20 protein-coding genes are annotated in these 26,210 nt (G+C 70.4%); 5 read left to right on the top strand and 15 right to left on the bottom strand.

Going from position 1 to position 26,210, the window contains the following annotated elements; translation table 11 throughout:
* Window positions 1-482 precede the first annotated feature (482 nt).
* Window positions 483-986 (bottom strand): hypothetical protein, encoded by a 504-nt coding sequence (locus ACF088_RS32485; protein WP_392379452.1) that lies wholly within the window; start codon window positions 984-986, stop codon window positions 483-485.
* A 45-nt stretch (window positions 987-1,031) separates the two neighbouring features.
* Complete coding sequence (locus tag ACF088_RS32480) at window positions 1,032-1,256, bottom strand: hypothetical protein (protein ID WP_392379451.1); 225 nt, start codon at window positions 1,254-1,256, stop codon at window positions 1,032-1,034.
* Between the two features lie 318 nt (window positions 1,257-1,574).
* On the opposite strand from ACF088_RS32480, the gene ACF088_RS32475 reads away from it, so the two are divergent.
* Entirely contained in the window at window positions 1,575-1,829 is a 255-nt protein-coding gene (locus tag ACF088_RS32475; protein WP_392379450.1) for a hypothetical protein, read from the top strand.
* Between the two features lie 325 nt (window positions 1,830-2,154).
* Here ACF088_RS32475 and ACF088_RS32470 read toward each other — a convergent pair whose 3' ends face one another.
* Complete coding sequence (locus ACF088_RS32470; protein ID WP_392379449.1) at window positions 2,155-3,312, bottom strand: Dyp-type peroxidase; 1,158 nt, start codon at window positions 3,310-3,312, stop codon at window positions 2,155-2,157.
* 87 nt (window positions 3,313-3,399) lie between these two features.
* Here ACF088_RS32470 and ACF088_RS32465 point away from each other — a divergent pair, with 87 nt between their 5' ends.
* A complete protein-coding gene (locus tag ACF088_RS32465; protein WP_392379448.1) occupies window positions 3,400-4,740 on the top strand; it encodes a right-handed parallel beta-helix repeat-containing protein in 1,341 nt (446 codons plus the stop codon).
* Between the two features lie 7 nt (window positions 4,741-4,747).
* On the opposite strand, the gene ACF088_RS32460 is transcribed toward ACF088_RS32465, so the two are convergent.
* From ACF088_RS32460 to ACF088_RS32435, 6 genes are all read right to left on the bottom strand, one after another.
* Window positions 4,748-5,428: a hypothetical protein gene (locus ACF088_RS32460; protein ID WP_392379463.1), complete on the bottom strand. Its 681-nt coding sequence runs from the start codon at window positions 5,426-5,428 to the stop codon at window positions 4,748-4,750.
* 310 nt (window positions 5,429-5,738) lie between these two features.
* Window positions 5,739-8,339 carry an SdrD B-like domain-containing protein gene (locus tag ACF088_RS32455; protein ID WP_392379447.1) on the bottom strand — a complete coding sequence of 867 codons (2,601 nt, stop codon included), beginning with the start codon at window positions 8,337-8,339 and terminating at the stop codon, window positions 5,739-5,741.
* 143 nt (window positions 8,340-8,482) lie between these two features.
* A complete protein-coding gene (locus ACF088_RS32450) occupies window positions 8,483-8,716 on the bottom strand; it encodes a hypothetical protein (protein WP_392379446.1) in 234 nt (77 codons plus the stop codon).
* A 1,013-nt stretch (window positions 8,717-9,729) separates the two neighbouring features.
* A complete protein-coding gene (locus ACF088_RS32445) occupies window positions 9,730-11,058 on the bottom strand; it encodes a class I SAM-dependent RNA methyltransferase (RefSeq protein WP_392379445.1) in 1,329 nt (442 codons plus the stop codon).
* Window positions 11,059-11,272: 214 nt separating this feature from the next.
* Entirely contained in the window at window positions 11,273-13,324 is a 2,052-nt protein-coding gene (locus tag ACF088_RS32440; RefSeq protein ID WP_392379444.1) for an APC family permease, read from the bottom strand.
* A 395-nt stretch (window positions 13,325-13,719) separates the two neighbouring features.
* Window positions 13,720-15,699 (bottom strand): NAD-binding protein, encoded by a 1,980-nt coding sequence (locus tag ACF088_RS32435; RefSeq protein ID WP_392379462.1) that lies wholly within the window; start codon window positions 15,697-15,699, stop codon window positions 13,720-13,722.
* 328 nt (window positions 15,700-16,027) lie between these two features.
* On the opposite strand from ACF088_RS32435, the gene ACF088_RS32430 reads away from it, so the two are divergent.
* Both ACF088_RS32430 and ACF088_RS32425 read left to right on the top strand, forming a co-directional pair.
* Window positions 16,028-16,696 carry a potassium channel family protein gene (locus ACF088_RS32430; RefSeq protein ID WP_392379443.1) on the top strand — a complete coding sequence of 223 codons (669 nt, stop codon included), beginning with the start codon at window positions 16,028-16,030 and terminating at the stop codon, window positions 16,694-16,696.
* Window positions 16,693-17,364: a TrkA family potassium uptake protein gene (locus tag ACF088_RS32425; RefSeq protein ID WP_030088864.1), complete on the top strand. Its 672-nt coding sequence runs from the start codon at window positions 16,693-16,695 to the stop codon at window positions 17,362-17,364. Before ACF088_RS32430 ends, ACF088_RS32425 begins: the two co-directional genes overlap by 4 nt.
* Window positions 17,365-17,509: 145 nt before the next feature.
* Here the strand turns inward: ACF088_RS32425 and ACF088_RS32420 are convergent, their stop codons facing one another.
* The 4 genes from ACF088_RS32420 to ACF088_RS32405 form a co-directional block, all read right to left on the bottom strand.
* Window positions 17,510-18,385, bottom strand: a complete 876-nt coding sequence (locus ACF088_RS32420) for a DUF3159 domain-containing protein (RefSeq protein ID WP_392379442.1) — start codon at window positions 18,383-18,385, stop codon at window positions 17,510-17,512.
* A gap of 3 nt (window positions 18,386-18,388) precedes the next feature.
* Window positions 18,389-18,787, bottom strand: a complete 399-nt coding sequence (locus tag ACF088_RS32415; RefSeq protein ID WP_030088861.1) for an OB-fold nucleic acid binding domain-containing protein — start codon at window positions 18,785-18,787, stop codon at window positions 18,389-18,391.
* 117 nt (window positions 18,788-18,904) lie between these two features.
* Complete coding sequence (locus ACF088_RS32410; protein ID WP_392379441.1) at window positions 18,905-19,588, bottom strand: response regulator; 684 nt, start codon at window positions 19,586-19,588, stop codon at window positions 18,905-18,907.
* A 79-nt stretch (window positions 19,589-19,667) separates the two neighbouring features.
* The gene (locus ACF088_RS32405) at window positions 19,668-22,220 is read right to left on the bottom strand and encodes an ATP-binding protein (protein WP_392379440.1); all 2,553 of its coding nucleotides are present in this window, start codon (window positions 22,218-22,220) and stop codon (window positions 19,668-19,670) included.
* A 363-nt stretch (window positions 22,221-22,583) separates the two neighbouring features.
* On the opposite strand from ACF088_RS32405, the gene ACF088_RS32400 reads away from it, so the two are divergent.
* Window positions 22,584-23,156 (top strand): GNAT family N-acetyltransferase, encoded by a 573-nt coding sequence (locus ACF088_RS32400; RefSeq protein ID WP_392379439.1) that lies wholly within the window; start codon window positions 22,584-22,586, stop codon window positions 23,154-23,156.
* 270 nt (window positions 23,157-23,426) lie between these two features.
* On the opposite strand, the gene kdpC is transcribed toward ACF088_RS32400, so the two are convergent.
* Together kdpC and kdpB are read right to left on the bottom strand one after the other, a co-directional pair.
* On the bottom strand, window positions 23,427-24,104 hold the full coding sequence (gene kdpC / locus ACF088_RS32395) for a potassium-transporting ATPase subunit KdpC (RefSeq protein WP_392379438.1): 678 nt from the start codon (window positions 24,102-24,104) through the stop codon (window positions 23,427-23,429).
* The gene (gene kdpB, locus ACF088_RS32390) at window positions 24,101-26,200 is read right to left on the bottom strand and encodes a potassium-transporting ATPase subunit KdpB (RefSeq protein ID WP_392379437.1); all 2,100 of its coding nucleotides are present in this window, start codon (window positions 26,198-26,200) and stop codon (window positions 24,101-24,103) included. Before kdpB ends, kdpC begins: the two co-directional genes overlap by 4 nt.
* Between the last annotated feature and the right edge of the window lie 10 nt (window positions 26,201-26,210).

The following is a 26,210-nucleotide window of genomic DNA, read 5'->3' as shown; positions in this document are numbered from 1 at the left end:
GCTACGAGAAACGCGCCTACGTCTACCTCGGAACCATCACGGTCGCGACCCTCATGATCTGGCTCCGAACATGATCCGAGAAACAGTGCCTAGGTCGCCGGACCACCTGGTCACCGGGGCACCCACAAGGCATGCGCATTCCGATGCTTGTCCCGGGTCAGCACACTCGCGGTGGAGGCCGCCTGCGAGGGGGACTGTGATGGACGCATGGAGCGTTGGTCCTGTCCTCCCACTCCGCTGAAGGTTTCGCCGCCCTCCAGGAGGTGCGCCGAGCGCCGCCGTTGCGGCAGCGGCCAACGGCGCCTCGCCGATCTCAGCAGCCCCGTCGGAAGAGCTGGAGCAGGCAGACGAGGGCACCGCCCGAGACGACACCCCCCTCTCTGCCGGGCCCATTACCGTGCCCGCCACTGTGGCGGGTGTGCGGTTCGAGGCCGGCGGGAGGGCCGACAGTGGGGTCGGCGCCCCGGCCACCGGGCCGGTGATCAGCAGCGCCATCCGGAGAGTCGTCGCTGACCCGCCCGCCAGGGACACCGTCGCCGGGGCCCACCGGGCCTGAGAGGCCCGAGCCCGACGCGTGTGGCGTCGCCGCCGTGTCCGCCGACGCCGACCAAGACAGGCTGACCCTGACGGACCGGGGTCAGGGTCCGTGGGGTGTCCGCGCCCGCGACGGGTTGGACGGGCTTGGCCTTGGGGGCGTCCTCGGCGCGCCGGAAGCGGCTACCGCCCTCGTTGTCGAGGTCGCCTCTGGCGGTCATGTACTTCCCACTGCCCGGGTCCCTCACCGTGTTCGGCGGCAGGGTGACCGTGTCCTTGGGCAGCTTGATGCTGCCGTCCGGGAGCTTGATCGCGCCGTCCGGAACCGCGGCGCACTTGGGCAGTTGCACCGTGCCGTCCGGCATCTCGACGGAGCCCTCGGGCAGGCTGCAGGCGCCCTCGGCGATCTTCGGGGCCTCGATGTGGCCCGCGTCCTTGAGGTGGGCCACCACGTCACCGATGTTCGAAGGCCCGCGCCGGGCCCTTGAAGACGTAGGTCAACGGGTCGACGGCGTGGACCACCTTGCCGGCGAAGGCGAGGGGCTTGGCTTTTCGTGGTTCTCCTTAAGATCGACGAAGGTGTTCTTCATTTCTTCGATGCCTTTCGAGAGCGTCTCGAAGTAGATATACGCGGCGTCCGCCGCCTTGGCGTTCCAGGACTTGTCCAGTGTCGTGTTGCCGGCCTTGATGTTCTCCGCGAGGTCCTCATAAAAGTCACCCATACCCTTCCCCGCCTTGGCGCACTGCGCATACCCGGTCTGGTCCCCGGCGGTCAGCTTCTTCGCCTCGTCGACCGGGTTGAATTAAACGGCGATATAACCCCGAGATTCCTCGACATCATCGATGGCTCGCTTCACCTGCTTTCCCAAACCAGCCAGCTCATCCGGATCGACCGAAAGATTCCCCCCGCCCCCATTTGCATCTTTGACGTGTTCATTGCGCACTGATAATGTGCAGCGGTGAAAATATTCGGCGATGACAGCAGCAATCTTCCATCGCTTGAACTCGGCGGCGAGACACGCAACCCTACGGACCAATACATGCAGCGCCAGGTGCGGTCCTGGGCGCTGCTCCCCCTCTTTTTCGCAATCCTTCTTCCCTGGCTTTGGGTGTACTTCGCGTTCGCTTACGGCCTCCGGAAAGACCTCCCCTTCCTCGCCTTGGTGGTGACGCACTCCGGGCTGGCGCTCGTCCGGCTCGGGCGCCGTAGTTCACGCCGACTGCTCACCTGGGCGGGTATCGGCTGCTATCCACTTGCCGTCGCCCTGTGTCTGCTGCTGCAGAACGTTCTCTAGAGGTCTGCCGCCACAGCGCTTTCTCCACAGCGCCGCCCCAGGCCCCCGGTCGTCCAGCCGTCCAAAGGGAACCGCACGCCCTTGGCTGGACAACCCCGGAGCGGCCGGTCCGCAACCAGCTCTTCGTCGCCGCCACCCGGGCCCGTGACGGAAGGGCCACGGACCTCGTTGACGCGACGCAGGAACGGCACGGGGCGGACTGCGCGTTTTCCCCGACCCTCACGGTGCTCTTGGTGACTGTCGGGGGCCCGTTCCCGACTCCCTCCTGGTCTGAGGCACTGCCGGTCAGCTGTCTGATCAGGCCGACGCCACGGGTGCGGCGTGCTCAGCCGAACAGCTGGGAACCGAGCGGGTGTTGCCGGTCGAAGCCGGGGAGGATCAGGAATGTCGCGCTGGCGGTTGTGGTGGTGAACTGCAGCAGCGCGTCGGAGGTGTCCATGTGGGTGAGGGTGGCGATGAAGGTCCGCAGGTCGTTCTGGAAGCTGATGAAGAGCAGGCCAGGGGCGGGCTCGTCGGTGCTGTAGGAGCGGCGGAGCATGAGCCCGACCCCGACCACGGTGGCGTGCGCTCTGCGCACATGGGCGTCCGCGGGGACGAGATAGCGCCCGTCCGGTGTCTTGGCGCCGAGTTCCGGGCCCGAGGCGGCGGTGCCGCCGGAGAGGGGGACGCCGCTGGCCCGGCGCCGCCCGAAGGCTGCTTCCTGCTCGGCTACGGACAGGGCGGCGAACCTTGGCAGGTCGAGTTCCATGCGCCGCAGCACGGCAAGGGTGCCGCCGGCGACCGTCGGGGGCCCGGCCAGCCACAGGTCGCGTTGTTGTTCGGCGGTCGTGTGCGGGCCCACGATGCCATCGATGAAGCCGAGCGGGTTTCGTGGCGCGGTAAGGCCGTTGCCGACGGACACGTTCGTACCGCGGCGTGCGGACTGCCGCCAGCGTTCGCGGATGCGGTCACCGGCCTGGTCCAGGAGAGCGGCGGCGACGACCGGTAAGAGCAGTGCGTCGCTGGCGCAGATCTGCATCAGCAGGTCTCCGCCGCGTGCCCGTGGGGCGATCCGTTCGCGGGAGAATCGCGGGAGGTCGGTCGCGCCGGGCAGCGAGGCACCGGCCGTGTGCACCAGCCGGGGACCCACGCCGACGGTCACGGTGAGGTCGCCCGGCGGCAGGCCCAGCAGCCGCGCGTCGGTCCCCGTGGTGAGTGTGCGGATGGCCTGGCCGAGTTCGGCCAGTAACGGGCCGGGAGCCACGGTGGCGCAGAGGTCGGCCACCACGGCCAGCAGGTTGCCCTGGGCCGGCTGGGGAAGCGCGATGCCTGCCTGATGCCGGCCCATCGCCGCAACCGGCGTCGGCGTGGCCGCTGGGGTAAGAGCGTGCCGGCCTGACCGGGCGGAGTCCGATGTGCACCCGGCGGCCAGACCGGCGGCCACCACGGCGCCGGTGACATCGAGGAACCTGCGGCGCGACGGATGGTGATCGGCTCGGTGCATGGTGTGCAGAGTGCCACAGCCGCATCGCACGTGCCGGTCAACCTCCCGATTCTGGCTTGGACTTGGGCGTCATGCCAGACTGGGATCATGCCTCGATTAGCTCTTCGCGTGGTGGCGGCGGTACTGGGCACGCTGACGCTTGTGGTCGGCTGCAGCGGCGACGATGGCGGATCGGGCAAAGGCCGGCGACCGGCCGGTGCGGAGGTGACGATCCGAGTGCCTGCCGATGCCCCGACGATCTCGGATGCGGTGTCGTTGGCTCGTCCCGGTGACCTGGTGCTGGTAGCGCCGGGCGTGTACCACGAGTCGGTGAAGATCGGCACGGCGCGCATCACTCTTCGCGGTGCGTCCCGGGACAAGGTCGTCATCGACGGGCGGTTGCAGCAGCCGAACGGTGTCGTCGTCGCGGCGCCCGGGGTGGCCGTGGAGAACCTGACCGTGGAGAACAACACGCAGAACGGCGTGCTGGTCACCGGTTCGGCGAAGGCGGCCGCCGGGCTGCCGGGGCAAAGCGGCGGCTACGACACCGGCGATGAGCCCGTCACCTTCCTGAAGTCGTTCCTGGTCTCGTATGTGACCGCGACCCGCAACGGTCTGTACGGCATCTACGCGTTCTCCGCGCGGAACGGTGTCATCGAGCACTCGTACGCGTCGGGCGGCGCCGACTCGGGGATCTATGTCGGCCAGTGCAAGCCCTGCAACATCGTGGTGCGGGACAACGTCGCCGAACTCAACGCAGTCGGTTACGAAGGCACCAACGCCAGCGAGGACATGTACGTGGTCGGCAACCGCCTGGTCGGCAACCGGGTCGGACTCACCACCAACTCCGACCACCAGGAGAAACTGCTCCCGCAGCGGGGCTCCGTCATCGCGGGCAATCTGATCGCCACCAACCAGCAGTCGGCCACCCCGGAGCAGGCCGACGGCGGGTGGGGCACCGGCATCGGCATCGACGGCGGCAGCGACAACCGGTTCATCCGCAACCGCATCGCCGGCAACCGCAACGCCGGGCTGGTGATCACCGCGACCGCCGACATGCCTCCGGTCGGCAACCAGATCGTGGACAACACGTTCACCGGCAACGGCGTCGACGTCGGCTGGACGTTCCCCACCGCGACCCGGGGACGCGGCAACTGCCTGCGCGGCAACGATCTGCGCACCACCGTGCCCGCCCGGCTCGCGACGACTGCCGCCTGCCCGCTTCCGGCCGGGTCGTCCTCGCCGGCCGGCACGTGGGCGGCGCCGACGGCACCCGGTGGCATCCCGTTCACCGAGGTCGCGGCGCCTGCTCCGCAGCCGCAGTTCCCCGACGCCGCCACCGCGGGCGCCACCGCTGTCCCGCCCGTCCCGGCCCTGCCGAAGACGGAGGGCATCCGGCTGCCGCCGGCGTCCCTGCTCGCCGCGAACGCGCGGGTGCAGACGTCCTGAGCAGCGGCTACCGGGTCGGGGTGGTTCCGGGTACCGGCTTGACCGGAACGTACTTGTGGGTGTCGAAATCGATGACTACCGGCTCCGGCTGCGAACCCACGCTGACGCGGACCCGGTGCATGGTGCCGTCGGAGCCGATCCAGTAGCGCACGTTGCCCGCCGTACCGGAGTGGTCAGGGGAGGACGGTCCGGTCATGACGTCCACCCGGCGCCCGTCCACCTGCTCCCGCCCCCACCAAGCGGCGCCGTTCTGCGGCAGCAGTTCGGCATTGTCCGGCCGGTCGCCGCCGAGACCGAGCGCGATGGACAGGGAGGTGTCCAGCGCGCTGCCGGACGACAGCAGCGGACGGTCGTACCAGCCCGAACGGGGCGGCGAGGCGGGTGCGTGCGCCGGGGCGTCCGTCATCGGGCGGACGTGCACCGAGGTGGGCGTCCACTGGATCAGCCCGTCGCTCGACTTGTCGCGCCCGGTGCCGTGCACCACGCCGTAACCGGCCTTGCGCCGATAGTCGACGGACCCGGTGACGGTCAGCCCGCCGGCCGTGCTCGGCACGGTGATCGTCACCGCGCGGCCCTGCGCCTGGTAGTTACGGAATCGCGTGATCGCCAGCCGGCTCGCCTCATCCGTCGTCAGCGGGCGCGGACCGCCGGCGCCGGAGCCGCCGTCGGCGACCAGGAACGCGGCCACCGCGGCCACCGCGACGGCCGCGATGCCGAGGACGGCCGCGGCCCGGCGCGAGGGCGGCCACCGGCGCCGGTCAGCCGGACGACCCGGTGGGGCTTGCCGGATTCTCACGCTCCGCACGCGGTTCGACGCTGACACTCTCCGATTCATCCTTTCGATCACCACACCGTCCGGCCGCCGCGGGCTCGCAGCGGCACTCGGCAGTCCGGTGGCAGACCACGCCAAGGCCGGCCCTCGTGGACCGGCCGAGACGTGATCTGCCCGTCCGCGCCGTCCGGGTCGCGGACGGGCAGATCAGCGTTGTGCGGTTCGTTCAGTGTTGCCGGGCGCGACGATTCCGGGTCACGAACGCGATGACCAGGCCCGCACCCACCAGCAGACCGACGATGCCGATCATCTCCGCCAGCCCCGGCGTACCGGTGTTCGCCAGCGAACCCCCGCCTCCACCGGCCGGGGCCGGGCGGTGGGCAGGCGGCGCGGGCGACGACGGCGGGGAGGCCGCGGGCGGCGTCGGAGTCGGTGTGGGTGTGGGTGTCGGCGTCGGTGTCGGTGTCGGTGTGGAAGTCGGCGTCGGCGTGGGAGTCGGCGTCGGGGTCGGGGTCGGGGTCGGGGTCGGGGTCGGGGTCGGTGTGGGGGTCGGGGTCGGCGTTTCCTTCGGGATGTACACCCCGGCGTCGATCGTGTGATCGACCCCGCCCGGCTTGTCCGGCGCCGTGACAGGCGCGTAGCCGTTGCACAACGGTCCGGTGGTCGGCGGGGTCACATTGGAGTCGTGCGCACGGTTGGCACCGGCCCGCGGGCGCGTGAATCTCAGCTCGCTCGCCGGGGGCTGCTCGGGCACCTGGCTGGTGTCCGCGGTGCACACGTCGAACTGCACCGTGTACTTCGCGCCCGGCGTGAGCTCGTACGCGGCGCCGACACCACCGAAGTAGTACTCGCCGGCGGCATTGGTCCTGGTCGTGGCGACCTGCTTGCCGTCCGCGTCCAGCAGGTTGATCGTCGCCCCCGGCAGCAGCACGTGCCCCGGGTCCTGGATCCCGTTGTGGTCGCCGTCGAACCACACGACGTTGCCGATCTGGATCGGCGCGTTCGCCGCCGCGTACGCGATGTCACCGAGCCCGCCGGCCTTGCCGAACCCGCCTTGTGCCTGGCTGACGAACTGGAACCCGTTGGCGGTCGGGTTGTTGCCCGGGCCCTGACCGGTCGTGATGTCGTGGTAACCGGTCCCTGAGGTCGCGACGTTGACGACCGGGTCGAACTCCGTGCTGACGACCCACTGCTGCTGCGGGATATAGGCCACCGACCCCAGCGCAGTCTCCTGGTGCGCGTTGGCGTAAAAGTCGCCCGGGAAGTATTCGACGACATCGGCGGCCTGGCCGCCATTGTTGGCGGGGGTGGCGTGGTTGGGGCAGCTCCCGGTGCCTTCCCACTGGTATTCACCGGCGGGAGTGGCGCAGACCATGGTGATGTCACCACCGGACATGCCGTTTTCCGCCGTGTCGTTCCCCGGGCGGGGGTCCAGCCCTCCCCAACTGAGCACGTCCATGAACCGGTCGCGGAAGCCCAGGATCATCGAGCCGTCGCGGGCGAAGGCGAGGGAGGCCAGCTCCGGCTGCGGATCGATGAAGACGCTGCCCGCCTTCCGGTCGTCCCACGTGTCCGGGCTGGTGTTCCACGGGTTCCAGTGGGTGGCCTTGTCGCCGGAACCGAAGACGCTGCCGCGTTCGTCCGTGAGCGGGTGGCTCAGCACCGTGGTGAAGCGCTTGCCGTCGTAGGTGGAGACGAAGGCCTTCAGGTCCGCGCGCTGCTGGGTGCTCTCCGCGCTGCACACGCCGCCGACGTGCAGCGTGTTGTTGTGGACCTGGAGACCGAACGGCCGCCAGTCGTCGGGGCTCGCGCACCCCGGGTCCGGGATCGGGACCGTCGACTTGGGCGCCGCGGCGGTGGCCCCTGTCGCGTCGAAGCTCACCAGGCTGCGGGTCCGCAGGTTCACCGCGTACAGCGTGGAACCGTCCTCCGACAGGGCCAGGCCACCGATGCTCTCCTTGCCCGGCGCGTCGGTGAACCCGGGATCCTTGATCATGTTGGCGGTGTCGTGCCGCGTCACCGCGGCGTCCGGCACCCGCGCGAACAGCTCCGGCGCACCCGAGCCGTTGACCGGCACCGTGTAGATCGCGCCCCCGCCCTGCGGCCCGTACGGGGCGTACCGGCGGGCGAACGCGCTCTGGAACAGCCGGGTCCGGTGCTTGTCGTACGCCAACCCGAACGTCGTGCCCACCTGGTCCTGCGTGGCCAGCGTGGTCGGGCACGCCACATCGGTGGGACACGTGCCCCGGATCTTCGTCCCGAATGCCACCAACGCCCGGTTGTCGGTCCCGTTGGCGCCGCTGTGGATCGGCACGAAGTACCGCGAGTCCGGCAGCGTGTAGTCGGCCGGATCCCACACCCCCGTCACCACCGAGGCGTTCTTTCCGCCGGACACATCCACGAACGACGTGAAGCTGTCGAAGTGGTTCCCCGCCGTGGACGCAGGCGCCGCCTGCAGATGGCCGCTGTACGGCGCCGGGATGCTGACGTCGACGCGGTACCGGCCGCCGCTCAGCACGGTCGACCGCGACACCACGACCTTCCCGGTGACATCCGTGACGCCGGTGACAACGTGCCCAGCGGGGTCGGAGATCTCCACCTTCATGCCCCGCTGCGGCACGTCCATCGTCGCGTTGATCACGCCGGTGCCGAAGAAGTCGCGCAGCACCTCAACCGTCAGCGTGCCGTCGGCGGTCGAAGCGGCGGCCGGTCCGGCCGTCGCACCCACGGCACCGCCTGCCAGCAAAAGAACAGATAACGCGATGCGCGCCGGCGGCTCCACAAGCCTCCGGACTAACCGGCGCGAGTCTTTGCCGAGTCGGTTCATGGCATCACACTCCACACTTCTCTTGTCGTGAAAACGAAACCGCTTCTCGCTGACGTCCACTTCCTGGCCCAGGAGCGGAAGCCCGTCGCGAACGCCACGGAAAAGGAAAAGGGCGGCCCACTGCTGCTGCGTGGACCGCCTTTTCATGATCTTTTAGCGATATTGCGGACGAGCCGTAAGTGCCGCGGGCCAGAAAAAGCGAACGCGCGTTCAGAACCCCGGACAGCGCCGCCCTGCAGTGAGTGTTTTTGCAGATCAATCACGGTATCCCCGCCCCCACCGCCGACCTCACCGACCTCGCCGACCGCCATCGCGAGCAGCGCGCGATATTCTATGCGCTGGAGTCTCGCCGCCACCAGCAGAACCCTGGCATCCATTGGGATCCGTTGGTAATCCCCAGGCGCCCAGAGAATGGCGACCGGAAGAATATGCGAATAGCGACGTGATGACTGAATCCGGCCCCGTGGGTGACGCCCCGACGACGCGTCTGGGACATCACGCAAGGGCCCTGCGCCAGGAGGTAGATCCAATCCCCTGGTGACACGGTGGTGCGTCCGTGTTGAGTGTTCACCAGATGGCTGGGCATTGCGGGCCCTGAGATGAGGTCAGAGCGGGCGGCGTCGAGTTCGTGCCTGCGCGATCCGCACCTGGCTGCCTGGGTACGGCAAAGGCAAAAATGCACCGCGCCAGAAGCCGAGTGCGGCCCTCCGGATGAACGCCGCCGCGGACGAGGTACCCCCGTACGCGCCCGTCCCCGGCGAGAGTGACCCGGACACTGAGAAGGAGTCAGTCCTGGCCGGATCGGCCGAACTGCACCACGCCGACGTGGACTTCGGATCCCCCTACGGGGTCCTCTTCAACATCCCGCGCAACTACCAGCCACTGCTCAGGCTCGTGAGCAGCAGATCAAGCAGCACCGCGCGAAGATCCTCATCGAGCCGGGCAGCAACAGCCAGCTGAAATCCGCGCCTTCTGCCAGGCAGCTCGCGCCCGAACCGACGGCACACCGGTTACGGCCGAGGAGGCGGAGCGGCTGGAGTGGGCCGCGGCATAGGCGGCACCGCTCGACCTGCTGCCCGCCGACCGAGTACTCCGCCAAAGCTCCCGGCAAGACGGGAGGCGTTGCGTGAGATGTCGAAGGTCGGTGCCGGCGCCTATCCGTGGCCGTTCGACACCGACGACCGCCGAACGCTTACACAGGGGACCAGCCGGCCGACGAGCCCTCATGAGCCGGGATCGTCCCTCACACAGCTGCCTTCGCCCCGCCCACACGGGGCAGGGCGAAGGAAGGTTCATGCCACGACAGCGAGCGGAGCTTCCCTGCGCTCCCAGGCACCGAGCCGGCCTTACGCCCACACCGCACATCATGCGCACGCATAAAACCCGCAGGTCAGGCGCCCTTGGCCGCCTTCTCCAGCACCACGACGCACTCCACATGGTGCGTCATCGGGAACAAATCAAACGCCCGCATGCGCCGCGGCACATACCCCGCCTCCGCGAGGTACTTGAGGTCGCGGGCGAGGGCCGCCGGGTCGCAGGCGACGTAGGCGATGCGGCGGGGGGTGAGGGAGGCGAGGTGGTTGACGGTCTTCTTGCCGGCGCCGGCGCGGGGCGGGTCGAGGACGATGAGGTCGACGTCGGTGATGCCGGTCCGGGGGAGGATCGCGTCGACCTTGCCGTGTTCGATGCGTACCCGGTCGAGGTCCTGGAGGTTGTGGCGGGCGTCGTCGACGGCGCGCTTGCCGGACTCGATGCCGAGGACCGCGCCCTTGTCGCCGACGCGTTCGGCGAGGGCGCCGGCGAAGAGGCCGACGCCGCAGTACAGGTCGAGGGCCATATCGCCCTTCTTGGGCATCAGGCCCTGCATGACGGCCTCGACGAGGAGGTCCGCGGCCTTCGGGTGGACCTGCCAGAAGCCGCCGTTGCCGACCCGCCAGGTGCGGTCGGCGGCGCGCTCGCGGACGAAGGGGCGGCCGTGCACGCGGTGGACCCCGCCGTCCTTCTCGCCGATCCGCAGGACGGAGACCGGCTTGTCGAGTTCGACGATGGGGAGGCGGCCGCCGGGGCGGGGGGTGAGGATGACCTGGCGGTCGTGGGAGCCGGTGGCGGCGATCGCCTCGACAGCGGCCATCTGGGGCCACTCGCGCTTCTCGATGCCGAGTTCGGAGACGCCCGGGGCGGCGATCATGCAGTGGGTGACCGGCTCGACGTCGTGTGAGCGGTGCTTGCGCAGGCCCGCGTGGCCGTCGGCGTCGACGGCGTACTGCACACGGGTGCGCCAGGCGGGAACCTCGCCCTTGGCGACCTTGTCGCCCGGGGCGGGCTCGACCGTGCCGTCCCAGTGGGCGTCGTCCGGCGACAGCCCGGCCAGTCGTTCCAGCTGTTCGGCGATGACCGAGGCCTTCAGTCGGCGCTGGGCGCCGGGGGCGGCGTGCTGCCAGTCGCAGCCGCCGCACTTGCCGGGGCCGGAGAAGGGGCAGGGGGCCTCGACCCGGTCCTTGGAGGGGGTGAGGATCTCCACCGCGTCGGTGCGCAGGAAGCGGGCGCCCTCCTCGCCGTCGGTGACGCGGGCGATCACCCGCTCGCCGGGCAGGGCGTGCCGCACGAAGAGGACCTGGCCCTCGTCGGTGCGGGCGATGCAGTGACCGCCGTGTGCGACCGGGCCGACCTCGACCTCGTACTCCTCGCCGACCAGCGATTTCTTCGGTTCTGCCTGCATGGCGGGAGGGCTCCTGAGGTGGGTGGTGCGGGGGCGGTACGGCGGGACGCCGACCGTCAAGTCTACGTCCCACCGTGTCATGCCCCGGCCCCGTGCCGTGCCGGGGCCGCCCGGCAGGACACCGCGCCTCGTCGGGGCGTGCGGACCACCACTCCTCGTCGTCGCGTCCCGCTGCCCGTACCGCGCCCCGGTGTCCTGCCGGGCGGCGGCCCTCCTACTTCTTGGTGGCCGCCTTTTCCTTCTTCGGCTGGGCGACCGGTCCACGGCGGACCGCACCCGGAGCGTTCCACTCCGCGCGCTTGCGGGCGCGCAGCTTGGCGGCCTCGGAGGAGTCCAGCTGCCAGGGCACGGAGGTGACCATGACGCCGGGGGTGAAGAGGAGACGGCCCTTGAGACGGAGTGCGGACTGGTTGTGGAGGAGGTGCTCGTACCAGTGGCCGACGACGTATTCGGGGATGTAGACGGAGACGGCGTCGCGCGGGCTCTCCCGGCGCAGCGACTTGACGTAGTCGATGATCGGCCGGGTGATCTCGCGGTACGGGGAGGCCAGGACCTTCAGCGGCACCTCGATGCCGCGGCGCTCCCACTCCTCCCGAAGGGCCTTGGTGTCGGCCTGGTCGACGTCCACGCTGACCGCTTCGAGGCTGTCGGAGCGCATCAGCTTGGCGTAGTTCAGGGCGCGCAGAGTGGGCTTGTGCACCTTGGAGACCAGGACGAGGGAGTGCACCCGGGAGGGGCGGACCACGTCGTCGTCGGGGGTGTCCTCGGCGGCGATCTCGTCGGCGACCCGGTCGTAGTGGCGGCGGATCGCGGACATCGTCACAAAGAAGATGACCATGCCGAGCAGCGCCACCCAGGCGCCGTGGGTGAACTTGGTCAGGAGGACGACGACCAGGACCAGGCCCGTGAAGAAGGCGCCGAAGGCGTTGATGGCGCGGGAGCGGTGCATCCGGCGGCGCTTGGCCGGGTCGGTCTCGCTGCGCAGATGGCGGTTCCAGTGGCGGACCATGCCGATCTGGCTGAGCGTGAACGAGACGAAGACGCCGACGATGTAGAGCTGGATGAGGCGGGTGGAGTCCGCGCCGTAGAGGTAGACGAGGATCGCGGCGGCGCTGGCCAGCAGGACGATGCCGTTGGAGAACGCCAGGCGGTCACCGCGGGTGTGCAGCTGGCGCGGCAGATAGCGGTCCTGGGCGAGGATCGAGCCGAGCAGCGGGAAGCCGTTGTAGGCGGTGTTGGCTGCGAGGAAGAGGACCAGTGCGGTGGCGGCGGCCAGGATGATGAAGAGGAAGGAGCCGTTGCCGAAGACGGCGGAGGCGACCTGTGAGATGACCGGGTCCTGGGTGTAGCCGGCACCGATCGGCTTGCCGTTCTGGAACAGGTCCTTGGCGGGGGTCTCGGCCATCCGGACGTGGGTGGCCATGGCCAGGCCGATGATGCCGCAGAACATGGTGACGGCCAGCCCGCCCATGAGGGCCAGGGTGGTCGCGGCGTTCTTGGACTTCGGCTTGCGGAAGGCCGGGACGCCGTTGGAGATCGCCTCGACGCCGGTGAGCGCGGCGCAGCCGGAGGAGAAGGCCCGCAGCAGGAGGAAGACCAGGGCGAAGCCCGCCAGGCCGCCCTGTTCCGCGTGGATGGTGAAGTCGGCGGTGGGGGCCTTCATCGTGTCGCCCAGGACGACGCCCCGGATCACACCCCAGATGATCATGATGAAGACGCCGGCCACGAAGACATACGTCGGGATCGCGAAGAGCTTGCCCGATTCCTTGACGCCGCGCAGGTTCATCAGCGTGAGCAGCACGATGATGCCGATCGCGCACAGGGTCTTGTGCTGGACGACGAACGGGATCGCGGAACCCAGGTTCTCCACTCCGGAGGAGATGGAGACCGCAACGGTCAGCACATAGTCGACGAGCAGTGCGCTGGCGACGGTGAGACCGGCCTTGGGGCCGAGGTTGGTGTTGGCGACCTCGTAGTCACCGCCGCCGCTCGGGTAGGCGTGCACGTTCTGCCGGTACGACGCGACGACGGTGAACATCAGCACCACGACCGCGACCGCGATCCAGGGGCTGAAGTTGTACGCAGACACACCCGCGACGGACAGGACGAGCAACACCTCGCCCGGCGCATAGGCCACGGAGGAGAGCGGGTCGGAGGCGAAGACGGGGAGTGCGATGCGCTTGGGAAGCAGGGTCTCCCCGAGCTTGTCGCTGCGCAGTGCGCGCCCGATCAAGATCCGTTTGGGCACGTCGGTCAGTTTGGACACGCAGAGGATGCTAAGCCTTCGTCAAGGTCTGCGCCCACCCACTACCGGATCGGGTGGCTTCGGCGGAGCCCGCAGTATGGCCGGCGGGGCGCGTCCGCCCTGTTGAGGGGCGCATCGCGGCCCGTCGCCTCCACAGGATCCGCACGTCGCACGCGCGGGGCGGCCCCGGCAGGCCGTGTCCGTGGCGTTCGTCACGGGGTGAGGCGATCCGTCATGGAGTTGACGCGGTCCGTCACGGGAATGACGCGGTCCGTCACGAAGACGGCGGCGCCTGTCATGAATCGGCGCCGATGGTCACGGAAGCGCGCTGCGAGAGTCACCATGAGGTGAAGCGGGGGTCATGAGCTGCTCGTGGAGATGGCCAGGCGGAGAGTCGGGCAAGGCCTCCGCCGACGTCATCCCCGAGTCACCCCTTGCGGGGCGGCGCCGGCCCCGGTGCCCGCGGCCCGGTGGCGCCGGACGTGCAGATCACCGAGCCCCTGCCGGGTGGCGACCAGCAGCACCCGGTCCTGTGGCCGGAGGACATAGCCGTCGCCGAGCTCGTGCACCAGGTGTGCCGGCTCGCGCTCCGCGTCGGGCGGTGACGCGGTGGCCGCGCCGTCCGTCGCCGGGTCGTCGGGTGCGGAGGTGTCGACCGCCAGCACCCGTAGCCGCCCCGGCCGCAGCACCTCGGCGACCGTACGGCCCTCCAGCGCCACATGGCCGCGTGCCTCGACCCGGGCGACCAGCAGCACCCGGCGCTCGACGGGGATGGCCCCGAGGATCTGGCGGCCCATCATCGCGCCGGCGAAGGCGGGCGCGGCCAGGTACGTGACGCTCCGGCTGCGGGTCAGCGCCCGCGGATGCGCGGCGCGCAGGGTGCGGTAGACGGCGGTGGCGAACCGGTCGTCGAACAGCCGCAGCGTCACCCGCAGCCGCGGCTGCACCGAGCGGGCGTAGAGGGCGGCCTCCAGGTTGGTGGTGTCCTCGCTGGTCAGGGCGAGCAGAGTGGCCGCTCGCTCGATCATCGCGGCTTCCAGGACACCTTCTTGTGTGACGTCGCCCAGTACGGTCGGCACCCGTAGCCGGCGGGCCAGCGCGATGCCCCGCGCCTCCGGGTCCCCTTCGATGCACACCACGGGGATGCCCATCTCGTGCAGCCTCGCCAGCACCCGGGTGCCGACCTTGCCGAGGCCGAGCAGCACCACATGCCCCGACAGGCCGCGTGGCGGGCGGCGCAGTGCCGAGGCGCTGCGGAAGGTGCCGAGCCCCTCGAACGCCGCCGCGACCAGCACCGGCAGCAGCAACAGCCCGGTCAGCCCGGACAGCAGCTGCAGCACCTTGCGGGGCGTCGGATCGTGGATCGCGGGGTCGTTGATCGCAAAGAGGTCCAGGAGCGAGAGGTAGGCGGCGTGCACCGGCTCCTCGCCGGCGGTCAGCCAGCCGGCGACGGCCAGCGCCAGCACCGCGCCGACGACCGCGGCCAGCGACCAGCGCAGCCGCCGGGAGAAGAGCGAGGCGAGCGGTGCGCCGCGGCCGCGCAGTCCGCGGGGCCGCACCGGCCGCCCCGTATAGGAGACGGTCTCCAGGACGACGGTTCCGCAGCCGAGGGCGGCCGAGGCCGCGGCGTCGTCCGGCAGAAGTACCGGACCGTCGTGGCCGGCCGCCGAACTCGGAGCGTCCTCGGGGTCGTTGGCGGAGGCGGAGAGCAGCGCCAGGGTGCACAGCCCCGGATCGCCGGGCCGGCCCGGAGGCACCGGCGCACGCTCCACGGCGCGCAGCAGCAGCCCGTCCGCCTCGATGACCTTGCTGGTACCGGCGACCGCGGCGGCCGCGAGCGCGGGGGCCACGGTGTCGGCGTCGGACAGCACGGTTGTGGAGGCATCGACGGCCTCCGGGTCCCCGGCATCGTCGGAGCCCAGGGCGGCGACCGCCGCCGCCTGGTCGAGCAACTCCTCCAGATACTGGCCGAGTTTGCGGTTGTAGAGCCGGATGACCAGCCGCAGCCGGGGATTGAGCCGGCGGGCCCGCAGGGCGGCGTGGATGTTGAGCTCATCGTCGTCGTAGACCAGCGCCAGGGCGTCCGCCTCGACCACGCCCGCCTCGGCCAGCGCCGCATCGTCCGGCTGTGCCGCCTCCAGGACCCGTACGGCCTCCTCCTGCACCTCTGCGCCGTCGTCGAGGCCCTCGGGCGGCAGCGGTGTCGTACGCGCCATCGCCGCCGACATCCGGCCCAGCAGCGCGGTCGCACGGTCCAGCGCACGGGCCGGCGGCGGGATGCGGGGGCGGTGCGGCTCCCGGGCGGTGGGGACGACGAGCGTCACCCGTTCGCCGTAGACGTCCCGGAGTTCGGCGGCGAGCCGATGCGCCAGCGCATCGTCGCCGCAGACCACCATGTGCGGGGCGCAATGGCCCTGTTGGGGCTGGAGAGGCAGATTGGGCACACCTCGTAGCGTGCCTTACGGGCGCCGCGCGGCGCATTCCGGCGCAAGAGGGCGCCGCGCGGACGGCGCAGATCCGCATCCGACCACGGCCCACCGCGCCCCCTACCGGGAGCGCCATTACGGCTACGGTTGTACCGGACCACGGTGCGCCCAGCGCCCCCGCTGACGCGCCCGGTCTGTCGCGAGCCGTGGCTCCGTGTCGCCGGTACTGGGAGAAGAAAGCAGTGAGCAGGGTGTTTGTGCAGGTCAGCGCGCTAGTACAGGGCACGGGGTAATCAGCATGCACATCGTCATCATGGGGTGCGGGCGCGTGGGCTCCGCGCTTGCGCAGACCCTGGAGAGCCAGGGGCACACCATCGCCGTGGTGGACCAGGACCCGACGGCGTTCCGTCGCCTGGGGTCGTCCTTCGGCGGCCGCCGGGTGACCGGCGTCGGCTTCGACCAGGACACCCTGCGCGAGGCCGGCATCGAGGAGGCAGGCGCATTCGCGGCCGTCTCCAGCGGTGACAACTCCAACATCATCGCCGCCCGGGTGGCCCGTGAGATGTTCGGTGTCGAGAATGTCGCGGCCCGTATCTACGACCCGCGCCGCGCCGAGGTCTACCAGCGCCTGGGCATCCCGACCGTCGCCACCGTCCGCTGGACGGCCGACCAGATGCTGCGCCGGCTGCTGCCGTCGGGCGCCGAACCGCTGTGGCGGGACCCGAGCGGCGGCGTCCAGCTTGCGGAGGTGCACACCTCCCCCTCCTGGGTCGGTCACAAGATCAGCACCCTCCAGGAGGAGACCGGCGTCCGCGTCGCCTTCCTCACCCGGCTGGGCGAGGCGATTCTGCCGACCTCGCAGACCGTCCTCCAGGAAGGCGACCTGGTGCACGTCATGATGCGCACCGACGAGGTCGAGAAGGTCGAAGGAGCATTCGCCACGGGTCCTGAGGGGGCGCACGCATGAGGGTCGCGATCGCAGGCGCCGGCGCGGTCGGCCGTTCCATCGCGGGCGAGCTCCTGGAGAACGGGCACGAGATCCTGCTCATCGACAAGGCACCGACCGCCATCTCGGTCGAGCGGGTGCCGCTGGCGGAGTGGCTGCTGGCCGACGCCTGCGAGATCACCTCGCTCGACGAGGCGGCGCTGCAGCGCTGCAACGTCGTCATCGCGGCGACCGGCGACGACAAGGTCAACCTCGTCGTCTCGCTGCTCGCCAAGACCGAGTACGGCGTGCCACGGGTGGTCGCCCGGGTCAACAACCCGAAGAACGAGTGGCTGTTCAACGAGTCCTGGGGCGTCGATGTCGCGGTCTCCACGCCGCGTCTGATGTCGGCCCTGGTCGAGGAGGCGGTGAGCGTCGGCGATCTCGTCCGGCTGCTGCGCTTCAGCCACGGCGACGCCAACCTCGTCGAGCTGACGCTGCCCCCGGAGGCCGCACTGGCCGGCACCCGGGTGGGCGATGTGGAGTGGCCCGAGGACACCTCCCTGGTGACGATCATCCGCGGTACGCGGGTGCTCACGCCCAACAAGGAGGACGCGCTGGAGGCCGGCGACGAGCTGCTGTTCGTCGCGGCCCAGTCGCGCGAGGAGCAGCTGGAGGATCTGCTGTCGGTGCGGCGCGAGGACGCGTAGCGCCGGCCGGTGGTCCACCCGGTGCGTGCCCCGGCGGCCGTCCGCCGGGGCACGCACCACCCGCCGTGAAAACGCCCGGGGCCTGGGAACCGATCGGTTCCCGGGCCCCGGGCGCAGGTGTGTGCGGTGCCGACCGCCCGTCCCGTCAGCGGCGGTGGCGGGCCCGCCGCGGCCGCTCGTCGGCGGCCTCCGTCGCGGCCTCGGACGCCATCTCCTGGTAGACGTCGTCGGCGACCCGGTCGAGCACCTCGCGCTCACCGCGGCGCCGCTCCTCCGCCTCCTTTTCGGCCTGCTCCTTCGCCTCCATCTCGGCGAAAACGTCGATCGGCGCCGGCGCCTTCGCCAGGAAGACCCAGGTCAGATAGACGGCGAGCAGGAAGGGCGGGATCTTCAGCGCGATCAGCACCCAGCCGAGCTGGGTGGTGTCCGCCCACCAGTACAGCGGGAAGAGAATCGCGCACTTGGCGAAGAGGATCAGCCCCCAGGCCCAGCTGGCCTTGGCGTACGCCGCCTTCCGTCCCGGGTTGCGGGTGCGCCAGGAGAGGTTCTCCTTGAACACCGGCCCCAGGATCAGGCCGATGAGCGGGACACCCGCGAGCGTGGTGATCATGTACGCGAGGGCCAGTCCGAGGGTGTAGAGCATCCCCGGCAGATAGAAGTCCTTGGCGTTGCCCGTCATCATCGCGAAGACCACACCGAAGGCCACCCCGAAGACGCCGCTGAAGGCGTGCTTGACGGTGTCCTTGCGGACCAGGCGCACCGCCGCCAGCACCAGCGAGACGGCCAGCGCGGCGATCGCCGAGGTGTGCAGATCCTTGTTGATGGTGAAGATCGTGACGAACAGGAGGCCGGGGACCACGGTCTCCACCATGCCGCGTACGCCGCCGAACGCCTCGAACAGCGCCGCCTCGGTCACCTGCCTGCTGTCGGCGTCTGTTCGGTCGCCCGGATCGGGCGAGGGGCCTGCGGAGGCGTCGGGGCCGCCCTCCGCGTCAGTGGTCGGTCGGTCGTGAGACGTCACCGGCTACTCCTGTCCGAGCGGTCGGAGTTCGTACTTCGGATTGAAGAGCACCCGGCGTCCGTGGCTCAGGGAGACCCGGCCCGAGGCGATGAGCTTACGGCCCGGCTCGATCCCGACGATGGAGCGGCGGCCGAGCCACACCACGTCGAGCGCCGCGGAGCCGTCGAACAGCTCCGCCTCGAGCGCGGGCACACCGGCGCGCGGCCGCAGCGTCACATGCCGCAGGGTGCCGGTGACCTTCACTATCTGCCGGTCGTCACAGTCGCAGATACGGGTGCACCCCGCGTCCTGCGCATCCTGCTGCAGCTCGGCGGACTGCAGCTCCTCCTCGGAGGAGGACAGCCTGTCGAGCAGCCGGCGGAATCGACCGGCCGGCTTCTCGGAACGGGTCCCAGCACTCATAACCCCAGCGTACCGGTGGCCGGGTCCGCAGATCACGGCCCGCACACGGAGTTCGTACCCGCCTCACAAAGCCGCACCCCGGCGCGGGTGCCGGATCCCGGTCACGCACCCGCCGCCTCACTGCTCGAAGCGGTACCCCATCCCCGGCTCCGTGATGAAGTGCTTCGGGTGCGAGGGATCGCTCTCCAGCTTGCGGCGGAGCTGGGCCATGTACACCCGCAGGTAGTTGGTCTCGGTGCCGTACGAGGGCCCCCAGACCTCCTGGAGCAGCTGCTTCTGGCTGACCAACCGGCCGGCGTTGCGGACCAGGACCTCCAGCAGATGCCACTCGGTGGGGGTCAGCCGGATGTCCCGGCCGCCGCGGTTGACCTTCTTCGCGGCGAGGTCGACGGAGAAACCTTCCGTCTCCACGATCACCTCGTCGTCGGCCGGTCCGGTCGGCTCGGCCCTGCGCACCGCCGCCCGCAGCCGGGCCAGCAGCTCGTCCATGCCGAACGGCTTGGTGACGTAGTCGTCCGCGCCGGCGTCCAGCGCCTCCACCTTCTCGTCGGAGGTCTGCCGCGCGGAGAGCACCAGGATCGGCACCCGCGTCCAGCCCCGCAGCCCCTTGATCACCTCGACGCCGTCCATGTCGGGCAGACCGAGGTCGAGGACGATGACATCGGGATGGCGGGCGGCCGCGAGTTTGAGCGCGGTGACCCCGTCGGGGGCGGCGTCGACCTCGTATTTGCGCGCCTTCAGGTTGATCACGAGGGCGCGGACGATCTGCGGCTCGTCATCGACCACAAGCACCCGGTTCACTGGCGTTCTCCTCGTGGTGTCGTCGGCCGGCGGGACGGGCCCGCCGGGTGTGTGGTGAGGGTGATCCGTGCGGCCCGGCTCACGTCGTGGCCTGGGCCGGAAGGTCGGGTCTGGCCGGCGGCCGGCCGGACGCGGCCCGGAGCGTGAGGACCATCGTCATCCCGCCTCCAGGGGTGTCCTCGGCGGCGAGCGTGCCGCCCATCGCCTCCGCGAAACCGCGCGCCACGGCCAGTCCGAGACCCACGCCGGCACCGCGCGGAGCGTCACCGTAGCGCTGGAAGGGCTCGAAGATCCGGTCCTTGGCGCTGTCCGGCACCCCGGGGCCGCGGTCGGCGATCCGCAGCTCCACCCGGTCCCCGAGCGCACTGGCCGAGACCAGCACCACCGCACCGTCCGGGCTGTATTTCACGGCGTTCTCGACGAGATTGGCCACCGCGCGCTCCAGCAGCCCCGGGTCGATGGCGACGATCGGCAGCTCCTCGGGGATATCGAGGGTGACGCTGCCCTCCGGGACGCCACCGAGCGCCATCGGCACCACCTCGTCGAGGTCGGTCTCGCGGATCAACGGGGTGACCGTGCCGGTCTGCAGCCGGGACATGTCCAGGAGGTTGCCGACCAGGTGGTCCAGCCGGTCGGCGCCCGCCTCGATGCCGGCCAGCAGCTCCGCCTCGTCCTCCTCGGACCAGGCGACGTCGTCGGAGCGCAGCGAGGTGACCGAGGCCTTGATGCTCGCCAGCGGGGTCCGCAGATCGTGGCTGACCGCGGCCAGCAGCGCCGTCCTGATGCGGTTGCCCTCGGCCAGCTCCCGGGCCCGCTCCGCCTCGCCCACCAGCCGCTGCCGGTCCAGTACGACGGCGGCCTGGGCGGCGAACGCGGCCAGCACCCGGCGGTCCTCCGCCGGCAGCACCCGGCCGGTCAGCGCCAGCGCCATGTGGTCGCCCACGGGCATGTCGACATCGGCGTCCTCGGGGCGCAGGAGCGGCTTGCCGTGGTCGCTTCCGGCCCGGCCCGCACAGGTCCACGGCTCGACGTCGCCGGCCCGCTCCAGCAGCGCCACCGTCTCCATGCCGAAGGTCTCCCGTACCCGCTCCAGCAGGGCGTCCAGGGTCGTCTCCCCGCGCAGCACACTGCCCGCGAGGAACGAGAGGATCTCGGACTCGGCGCGCAGCCGGGCCGCCTGGTGGGTGCGGCGGGCGGCGAGATCCACCACGGAGGCGACCGAGACGGCCACCGCGAAGAAGATCACGATGGCAACGATGTTCTTGGGATCGCTGACCGTGAGGGTGTGGGTGGGCGGCGTGAAGTAGAAGTTCAGCAGGAGCGAGCCGACCGCGGCCGAGGCCAGGGCCGGCAGCTGCCCGCCGAGCAGCGCGGCGACGACCGTCAGGAAGAGGAAGAGCAGGACGTCGTTGGCCAGCCCGGGGCCGTTCGCCATACCGGTGAGCAGCAGCGAAAGCAGGGCCGGGCCGGCGACGCCGACGAGCCAGCCGGCGATGATCCGGGCGCGCCCCAGCCGCGCACCGCGCGCCACCGGCAGCCCCCGGCCCTTGGCGACCTCGTCGTGGGTGACGATGTGCACATCGAGATCGGGCCCGGATTCGCGGGCGACGGTCGCCCCCACCCCGGGTCCGAAGATGTACTGCCAGGCCTTGCGGCGGCTGGAGCCCAGCACGATCTGGGTGGCGTTGACCCCGCGCGCGAACTCCAGCAGCGCACTGGGTATGTCGTCCCCGATGACGTGATGAAACGTGCCGCCCAAGTCCTCCACCAGCGTCCGCTGGACGGCGAGTTCCTTGGGCGAGGCCGAGGTCAGCCCGTCGCTGCGGGCGATGTAGACGGCGAGCACCTCGCTGCCCGACCCCTTGGCCGCCATCCGCGCCGCGCGGCGGATCAGCGTGCGGCCCTCCGGCCCACCGGTCAGACCGACGACGATGCGCTCGCGTGCCTGCCAGGTCGAGCGGATCGAATGCTCCGCCCGGTACTCCTGGAGATACTCGTCCACCCGGTCGGCGACCCACAGCAGCGCCAGCTCGCGCAGCGCGGTGAGGTTGCCCGGGCGGAAGTAGTTGGACAGGGCGGCGTCCACCTTGTCGGACTGGTAGATGTTGCCGTGCGCCATACGACGGCGGATCGCCTGGGGCGACATGTCGACAAGCTCGATCTGGTCGGCCCTGCGGACGATCTCGTCCGGCACGGTCTCGCGCTGGCGCACACCCGTTATGGACTCGACGACATCCCCGAGTGACTCCAGGTGCTGGATGTTGACCGTCGAGATCACATCGATCCCGGCTTCCAACAGCTCCTCGATGTCCTGCCAGCGCTTGCCGTGGCGCGAGCCGGGGACGTTGGTGTGGGCCAGCTCGTCGACCAGCGCCACGGCCGGACCGCGTTCCAGGACCGCGTCCACGTCCATTTCGGTGAAAACCGCGCCGCGGTACTCCAGCTCCCGGCGCTGCACCTGCTCCAGCCCGTGCAGCATGACCTCCGTGCGGGGCCTGCCGTGATGCTCCACGAACGCCACGACGACGTCCGTGCCCCGCTCCACGCGCCGGTGCGCCTCGGACAGCATCGCGTACGTCTTGCCGACGCCCGGTGCCGCGCCGAGATATATCCGTAGCTTGCCGCGTGCCATGGCCCCATTGTCTTACGTGAAAGCCGCCCCCACCGGGCTGAACCTGCTGCGACCCTACCGACCGGGCAAGCGGACAAAAGGTGCAGTCGGCGACTTGGCGGCCGGTCTTGACGCGACTCTGATACCGGGTAAGGGAGGAGCGGGCGGCTGGAATTCACGGGGTGGGCGGGGCTTTCGGGTGGCGCAACCGGTCCGGGGCCCGTCCCGGGGGCGGGTGGCTGGGCCACCTCGATGACAGCGGCCGCGCTCGTGGGTCATCGCCCCGCTCCCTTCCCTGACACCTCACCGACAGGACGGACGGCGGGGGAGAGGTGATGCATGGCCGGAAAAATGCCATCGCCGGGCCACCGGCCGGCTGCGACGATGACCCACATGACCGAGGCACAGCCGACGACGCCCCGCAGGACCGACGTCCGTATCGCCCACACCGCCGACCTGGACCCCGCCACCCTGAAGGCGGCCCGCACCCTCCTCTACGACGTCTTCGACGACATGACCGCGGAGGACTGGGAACACTCGCTCGGCGGTCTGCATGCCCTGGTCCACGAAGACGGCGCACTGATCGGGCACGCGTCCGTGGTCCAGCGACGTCTGCTGCACGGTGGCAGGGCACTGCGCTGCGGCTATGTGGAGGGCGTCGGCGTCCGCGCGGACCGGCGCGGGCGCGGACACGGCGCGGCCATGATGGACGCCCTGGAGCAGGTCATCCGCAGGGGCTACGATCTCGGCGCGCTCGGCGCCGCCGACGAGGCCGCGTCCTTCTACGCCGCCCGTGGCTGGCAGCTGTGGCGCGGCCGGTCCTGGGCGCTGACCCCGGACGGCATCCAGCGCACCGCCGACGAGGACGGCTGCATCTACGTCCTCCCCACCCCGGCCACCCCCCTCAGCCTCGACACCGACCTCGCCTGCGACTGGCGCGAGGGCGATGTCTGGTGAGGCGCGATGTCTGGTGAGGCGAAGGGCCGGCCGGGCGAGAGTCTCCTCGCCCGGCCGGCCCCGACCCCACCCCGACTCCACCCCACCCGGTCGCGCCACGTCATCTGGATCGCCTTGTCCACGTACTCGCTCTCACGGGTGAGCTACCAGGCCGGCAGCTGGGTGAAGGCGGCGAGGACGTCCTCGCGTTCGTCGGTAGAGCCGTGGTCGGGGTCGAAACGGCCCCTGGAGGAGAGCACTCCTTCAGGGGCCGCTCGTGCGCCTGTGCGCTCAGCCCTTGGCCCGGCCCTGCACCAGGTCCTTGAGCCCGATGTTCAACTCCAGTACGTTCACCCGCGGTTCCCCCATGAAGCCGAGGATGCGGGCGTCGGTGTGGCGCGTGACCAACTGACGCACCGTGTCGCGGGGCAGCTGGTTCTCCTTGGCGACCCGGTCCGCCTGCAGCCGGGCGTACGCGGGCGAGATGTCCGGGTCGAGTCCGGAGCCCGACGAGGTGACGGCGTCCGCCGGGACCTTCGACTCGGGGACCCCGTAGGTCTCGGAGACCCACTGCTTGCGCTCCTTCACCGCCTTGACGAGGTCGGTGTTGGTGGCGCCCAGGTTGGAGGCGCCGGAGACCTGGAGGTCGTACTGGGTGTTCACCCCGTTGGCCCTGTTGCTGCCCAGCCCCGCCGAGGGGCGCGGCTGGAAGAACTTCAGGTCCGGGACCGGATTGCCGTTCTTGTCCTTGCCCATGTCGTAGCGCTGGCCGAGCAGCGACGAGCCGACCACCTTGCCCTGGTGGCTCACCTCGGAACCGTTGGCCTTGCCGGGGAACGCCGCCTGCGCCACCCCGGTGACCACCAGCGGGTAGACGACCCCGCAGACCACGGTCAGTACGAGCAGGGCACGCAGGCCTGCCCCGATCAACCGGGCGGTGTTGCGTACGGAGTTGTTCACGGCGGTCACCCGATTCCGGGGAGGAGAGTGAGGAGCAGGTCGATGAGCTTGATGCCGATGAACGGTGCGATCAGACCGCCCAGTCCGTAGACGGTGAGGTTGCGGCGCAGCATCCGGTCGGCGCTGACCGGCCGGTACTGCACGCCCTTGAGGGCGAGTGGCACCAGCGCGACGATGATCAGCGCGTTGAAGATGATCGCCGAGAGGATCGCGGACTGGGGGCTGGACAGCCGCATGATGTTGAGGGTGTCCAGGCCGGGGTAGGCCACCGCGAACATCGCCGGGATGATCGCGAAGTACTTCGCGACGTCGTTGGCGATCGAGAAGGTCGTCAGTGCGCCCCGGGTGATCAGCAACTGCTTGCCGATCTCGACGATCTCGATGAGCTTGGTCGGATTGGAGTCCAGGTCCACCATGTTCCCGGCCTCCTTGGCGGCCGAGGTGCCGGTGTTCATGGCCACGCCGACGTCCGCCTGGGCGAGGGCCGGGGCGTCATTCGTACCGTCGCCCGTCATCGCGACCAGCTTGCCGCCGGCCTGCTCCCGCTTGATGAGCGCCATCTTGTCCTCGGGCGTGGCCTCCGCGAGGAAGTCGTCCACCCCCGCCTCGTCGGCGATCGCCTTGGCCGTCAGCGGGTTGTCACCCGTGATCATGACGGTCTTGATGCCCATCTTGCGCAGCTCGACGAAGCGTTCGCGCATGCCGTCCTTGACGACGTCCTTGAGGTGGATGACCCCCAGGACCCGCGGTCCGCTCTCGTCCTCCAGGGCGACCAGCAGCGGGGTACCACCGGCCTGCGAGATGGCGTCGGTGAGCTGCTGGGCGTCGTCGGCGACGGTGCCGCCGCGTTCCTGGACCCAGGCGATGACCGAACCGGAAGCGCCCTTGCGGATCTTGCGTCCGTCGACGTCCACACCGGACATCCGGGTCTGCGCGGTGAACGGGACCCACTCGGCGTCCGTCAACTCGCCCTGGTGGCGCTCGCGCAGCCCGTACTTCTCCTTGGCGAGCACGACGATGGAGCGACCCTCAGGGGTCTCGTCGGCCAGCGAGGACAGCTGGGCGGCGTCCGCGACCTCGGGCTCGGTGGTGCCGTGTACGGGCACGAACTCGGCGGCCTGGCGGTTGCCGAGGGTGATGGTGCCGGTCTTGTCGAGCAGCAATGTCGATACATCGCCCGCGGCTTCGACGGCGCGGCCGGACATGGCCAGGACGTTGCGCTGCACGAGCCGGTCCATACCCGCGATGCCGATGGCCGAGAGCAGGGCACCGATCGTCGTCGGGATGAGACAGACCAGCAGTGCCAGCAGGACGATCATGGTCTGCTCGGCGCCCGCATAGATCGCGAAGGGCTGGAGGGTGACGACCGCCAGCAGGAAGACGATGGTGAGCGAGGCGAGCAGGATGTTGAGCGCGATCTCGTTGGGGGTCTTCTGCCGTGCGGCGCCCTCGACAAGGTTGATCATCCGGTCGATGAAGGTCTCGCCTGGCTTCGTCGTGATCTTGATGACGATGCGGTCGGAGAGCACCTTCGTCCCGCCGGTGACGGCCGAGCGGTCACCGCCGGACTCGCGGATCACCGGGGCCGATTCGCCCGTGATGGCGGACTCGTCGACGGAGGCCACGCCTTCGACCACATCGCCGTCACCGGGGATGATGTCGCCTGCCTCGCAGACGACCAGGTCGCCGATGCGCAGTTCGGTGCCGGGGACCTGCTCCTCGGTGGTGCCGTTCAGCCGGCGCGCGACGGTGTCCGTCTTGGCCTTGCGCAGGGTGTCGGCCTGCGCCTTGCCGCGGCCCTCGGCGACCGCCTCCGCCAGGTTGGCGAAGATGACGGTCAGCCACAGCCAGGCGGCGATCGCCCAGCCGAACCAGTCCGAGGGGGCCGTGCAGGCGAAGATCGTGGTCAGCACGGAGCCGACCTCGACCACGAACATCACGGGGGACTTGACCATCACCCGCGGGTCGAGCTTGCGTATCGCGTCCGGGAAGGACTTGACCAGCTGCTTGGGGTCGAAGAGACCGCCGCCCACGCGGCCGTCGCCGGGCTTGTGCCCGCTGGGGACGTCCTGGTGCGGGGCGCGAGTCGGAGTGGCGGTGGACATGGAGCCGGGC

It is taken from the genome of Streptomyces sp. NPDC015125 (assembly GCF_043080045.1).
Taxonomy (GTDB): domain Bacteria; phylum Actinomycetota; class Actinomycetes; order Streptomycetales; family Streptomycetaceae; genus Streptomyces.
The sequence above is the reverse complement of the archived record's forward strand: the minus strand, read 5'-3'. Positions and strand labels throughout refer to the sequence as shown.

Coding starts and splice junctions, on each gene's coding strand:
- ACF088_RS32455 (WP_392379447.1), bottom strand. CDS start 8,339: ATGAACCGACTCGGCAAAGACTCGCGCCGGTTAGTCCGGAGGCTTGTG.
- kdpB (WP_392379437.1), bottom strand. CDS start 26,200: ATGTCCACCGCCACTCCGACTCGCGCCCCGCACCAGGACGTCCCCAGC.
- ACF088_RS32445 (WP_392379445.1), bottom strand. CDS start 11,058: ATGCAGGCAGAACCGAAGAAATCGCTGGTCGGCGAGGAGTACGAGGTC.
- ACF088_RS32470 (WP_392379449.1), bottom strand. CDS start 3,312: ATGCACCGAGCCGATCACCATCCGTCGCGCCGCAGGTTCCTCGATGTC.
- ACF088_RS32475 (WP_392379450.1), top strand. CDS start 1,575: ATGCAGCGCCAGGTGCGGTCCTGGGCGCTGCTCCCCCTCTTTTTCGCA.
- ACF088_RS32450 (WP_392379446.1), bottom strand. CDS start 8,716: ATGGATGCCAGGGTTCTGCTGGTGGCGGCGAGACTCCAGCGCATAGAA.
- ACF088_RS32465 (WP_392379448.1), top strand. CDS start 3,400: ATGCCTCGATTAGCTCTTCGCGTGGTGGCGGCGGTACTGGGCACGCTG.
- ACF088_RS32435 (WP_392379462.1), bottom strand. CDS start 15,699: ATGGTGGTCTGCGGCGACGATGCGCTGGCGCATCGGCTCGCCGCCGAA.
- ACF088_RS32430 (WP_392379443.1), top strand. CDS start 16,028: ATGCACATCGTCATCATGGGGTGCGGGCGCGTGGGCTCCGCGCTTGCG.
- ACF088_RS32425 (WP_030088864.1), top strand. CDS start 16,693: ATGAGGGTCGCGATCGCAGGCGCCGGCGCGGTCGGCCGTTCCATCGCG.
- ACF088_RS32405 (WP_392379440.1), bottom strand. CDS start 22,220: ATGGCACGCGGCAAGCTACGGATATATCTCGGCGCGGCACCGGGCGTC.
- ACF088_RS32480 (WP_392379451.1), bottom strand. CDS start 1,256: ATGGGTGACTTTTATGAGGACCTCGCGGAGAACATCAAGGCCGGCAAC.
- ACF088_RS32415 (WP_030088861.1), bottom strand. CDS start 18,787: ATGAGTGCTGGGACCCGTTCCGAGAAGCCGGCCGGTCGATTCCGCCGG.
- ACF088_RS32400 (WP_392379439.1), top strand. CDS start 22,584: ATGACCCACATGACCGAGGCACAGCCGACGACGCCCCGCAGGACCGAC.